4 protein-coding genes are annotated in these 3628 nt (G+C 68.4%); 1 reads left to right on the top strand and 3 read right to left on the bottom strand.

Annotation, left to right across the window (positions count from 1 at the left end):
- The first annotated feature begins 28 nt into the window (after positions 1-28).
- Positions 29-601 (top strand): hypothetical protein, encoded by a 573-nt coding sequence (locus tag ABZX92_RS45450; protein ID WP_355572324.1) that lies wholly within the window; start codon positions 29-31, stop codon positions 599-601.
- A gap of 250 nt (positions 602-851) precedes the next feature.
- On the opposite strand, the gene ABZX92_RS45445 is transcribed toward ABZX92_RS45450, so the two are convergent.
- The 3 genes from ABZX92_RS45445 to ABZX92_RS45435 are packed head-to-tail and all read right to left on the bottom strand — an operon-like array spanning position 852 to position 3516.
- Positions 852-1274 (bottom strand): VOC family protein, encoded by a 423-nt coding sequence (locus tag ABZX92_RS45445; protein WP_355572322.1) that lies wholly within the window; start codon positions 1272-1274, stop codon positions 852-854.
- A 10-nt stretch (positions 1275-1284) separates the two neighbouring features.
- Complete coding sequence (locus ABZX92_RS45440) at positions 1285-1719, bottom strand: helix-turn-helix transcriptional regulator (RefSeq protein ID WP_355572320.1); 435 nt, start codon at positions 1717-1719, stop codon at positions 1285-1287.
- A gap of 39 nt (positions 1720-1758) precedes the next feature.
- On the bottom strand, positions 1759-3516 hold the full coding sequence (locus ABZX92_RS45435; RefSeq protein WP_355572326.1) for a chitinase C-terminal domain-containing protein: 1758 nt from the start codon (positions 3514-3516) through the stop codon (positions 1759-1761).
- Positions 3517-3628: the final 112 nt, after the last annotated feature.

Raw genomic sequence — 3628 nt, 5'->3', positions numbered from 1 at the left:
GGTCGTCCGGGCCGGGTAGAACAGGGAGATGACGAAGCTGTCGCTCGATTACGCGGCACTGCTGCAGGACCTCACGAAGCCGCTGACTCCCGCCGGCGTGGGCCAGGCCTTGCTGGACGCGGCGGCCGCCCACTACCGCCGTGCGTGGGACGAGTGCTCGCTGGTCGAGTTCACTCAGTCGACGGCGAACTACCTCTACGACGTGGCCGGCACGCGTGCAGAACGCACCGTGGCCGCCTGGGCCGTCACGCCTGGCGAAATCGAGAAGCGGGACGTCTCCTACCAACGCGGCTTTCCACTGCTTCCGTCACCTGACGGCACGCCGACCGACCGCGGGCATCTGATCCCGCACCTGACCGGCGGGGAGTTCGGGCCGAACATCTTCGCCCAGCACCGCCCGCTGAACCGCGGTTGGTCAGTGCAGGGCAAGACGTTTCGCGCACTGGAGCGAGAGGCCGCCAAGCCTGGCACCTTCTACTTCGGCCACCTGCTCTACGAAGACGAAAGCGACTACCCCGCCGCGATCGAGACAGCCCTCCTGCGCGGCGCGGCTCTGCACGTCGAGTGGTTCCGCAACCGCGCGCCGTTCGGCAGCGACTGATCCTCGTCTCCCCCACATCGGCCGGGCATCGCTGCTCGGGAGGCAACCTGACCTCGTGCAACGCCTCGCCCACGCGCTGAAGGGCTCTGTCCGGCGCGACAGTGGCCGCCAGACCGGTGAACAGCAAGGCCTGGCTGATCGGCACCAGGGAGGCGCGGATCGGCGTGGTAGCAGGGCGGTGGTCGCCTCGGTCGCGCTCGCCTGGATCGCGCGGGCAACACGCTCAGCACGCTGCCCGCGCGGATCGAGGTCAGAGCTGGTTGATGCGCACCAGGTTGCCGGCCGGGTCGCGGAACGCGCAGTCCCGCACGCCCCACGGCTGGTCCTCCGGCTCCTGCAGCACCTCGCCCGCACCGGACGAGGTGACCCACGCCTGAGCGCGGTCGAACACGCTCTGCAGGTCCTTCGAGCCGAGCGAGATCGCGGTGTAGACGCCCTTGGCCATGAGCACGGCGATGGTGCGGCGCTCCTCGTCGCTCACGCCGGGGTCGACGGCGGGCGGGTGCAGGACGATGCCGGTGTCGGGCTGGTCGGGCGGGCCCACGGTGATCCAGCGCATGGTGCCCTGGCCGACGTCCTTGCGGACCTCGAAGCCGAGTGCGTCGCGGAAGAAGCCGAGGGACTTCTCCGGGTCGTCTGCGGGCAGGAACGCCGCGGCGATGATGACTGACATGCCGGTCAACCTAATCGCCCGGACCGGTCGCCGCTTCTCGATTCCTGATCGGCCGCATCACCGCCTTGGCCAGGCAGTTCGGGATGCCCTGGCCGTCCTCGGCGGCGACCTTGCGGTACTGGCTCGGCGACATGCCCACGAGCTCGGAGAAGCGGGTGCTGAACGTGCCGAGCGAGGTGCAGCCGACCTCGAAGCAGACCTCGGTGACGGACATGTCGCCACGCCGCAGCAGGGCCATCGCGCGTTCGATGCGGCGGGTCATCAGGTAGCTGTAGGGCGACTCGCCGAACGCGGCCCGGAACGCCCTCGACAAATGCCCTGCGGACAGGTGCACGCCGCGAGCCAGCGCCGCCACGTCGAGCGGCTCCCGGTACTCGCGGTCGATCCTGTCGCGCACCTTCCGCAGCAGCACGAGCTCCTGCAGGCGCGGGTCCTGGGCGGTCACGTTGAACAGCCTAAGCCCCGCGCCTGACAGATCACTGACTCAGCAGGCGCCCTGGTCGCGCCAGACACCCCACTCACCGGTGGTGCCGGGCTCCTCGCCCTTCGTCCACCACTGGGCCCTCCACTTGCGACCCTTGTGCGCCACGTCGTTGCCGCCGGTGTAGACCTGCTCGCGGTCCCACGCGGGGAGCGAGCAGGCGGGCGGGTTCGACGTCGTGGTCGTCGTGGTCGTCGTGGTCGTCGTCGAAGTGGTGGTCGGCGTGGTGCCGCCGCCGATCCGCGGGTGGTCGGCCGTGATCGCGTACGACTGACCACCGAACGTGAACACGAAGTTCGACGGCGTCGAGATCGGCAGCTGGTAGCTGACCGTCATCTCCACCGACGCGCCCGGTGCGAGCGACTGCCACGACGGCAGCGTCAGCTCCGCCTTCTGGAAGTCGCCCTTCAAGCCACCGACGTTGGCCCCGCTGTGCCCCTTGGACACGACCTTCAGCCCGAACCCGGACTGGTCGGCCATCCCGCCGGGCGCGCTGGTGCCGTAGTCGAACGCGATCTTCGTGCCACCGGGGATGGTGACCGCGGACCGGTTCGTGAACTTGATCTTCGGCGTGATCGGGTAGTTGTTGTCGCCCAACGCGAAGCCGTAGACGTCCACGTCGACCGCGAGCGACTGCGACTGCTGCGCGGACGCCTTCGACGCACCGTAAGGCGCGGCGCCGTTCAGGCCGGTGTTGATCGTCGACAGCAGCGTGTCGCCGATGAAGTACTCCTTCTTGGCGGAGTCGTACCTGTAGTCACCGGCGAGCTCCCAGATCATGATGCCGCCGAGGCCCTTGTCGCGCACGTACTTGGCCTTCTCGGCGATCGACTGCTCGGTCTCGGTGGAGAGGAACACCTTCTTGTCGTTGTTCCACAGCCACGGCGACTTCAACGTCGAGTCGTAGTACGGCGTGTACGTGCCGGTGAGGCGGTCGGTCGGGTCGTTGACCGGGTCGAGGCCGTACTGCGCGGAGTACGAACCGGTGACCTTCGCTTCGAGGTTCTTGGTGTGCCACAACGGGTTCACGCCGGACGGCACCTCGGCGCCGCCGGCCGTGACGTCGTGCCAGATGTTGTCGATGCCGGTCGCGCCGTTGCCGCACGGCGTGGTCGAGCCGACCGAGGAACCGGTGCCGGGCGGACACTTCGACTGGTCCGGCAAGGCCGCCTTGCCCCACAACCCGTTCGTGCCACCGTCGACGCCCTGCCAGCCGCGCGAGTAGAACGGCACGCCCAGGTTGATGCGTCCGGCCTGCATCGCACCGCGGTAGTAGTGGTACGCCCAGTCGGTGTTGAGGTAGCCCATGCCCTCGTACTGCGGCGCTGTGTACACACCGCCGGCCGACAGCTCGCCGTCCTTGCCGTCGTCGTAGAGCGCCGCGTTCGGGCCGACGAAGTGGTTCCACGAGCCGTGCAGGTCGTAGCTCATGACGTTGAGGTAGTCGAGGTACTTGACGACCTGGTACGACTCCTGGCCGCGCAACAGCCAGCCGGACGCGGGGACGGCCGCGGTCAACAGGTAGTGCTTGCCGTCGGCGGCACCGGCGCGGTCGAGCTTCTCCCGCAACGTCTTCATGATCGCCGAGTAGCCGGTCCACAGGTTGCCGCGGTTGGCGTTGGAGATCCAGAAGTCGTCGGGGTTGCCCGCGTGGTTGTTCGACGTCGCGTACTCGTAGTCGATGTCAGCGCCGTTGAACCCGTACTGGCGCAGGAACCCCACCACGGAGTCCGCGAACGTGTCGATCGCGGCCTGCGAAATGACACAGCTTCGGCCTGCGCATCACCACTGCGGTCACCGTCGCGCTCGGCATCGTGCGCATGGCCATCCAGAAGGACCCGAACCGGCCGTCCAAGGACGAGGTCCGCGAGGC

It is taken from the genome of Lentzea sp. NPDC006480, assembly GCF_040611995.1.
Classification (GTDB): domain Bacteria; phylum Actinomycetota; class Actinomycetes; order Mycobacteriales; family Pseudonocardiaceae; genus Lentzea.
The sequence above is the reverse complement of the archived record's forward strand: the minus strand, read 5'-3'. Positions and strand labels throughout refer to the sequence as shown.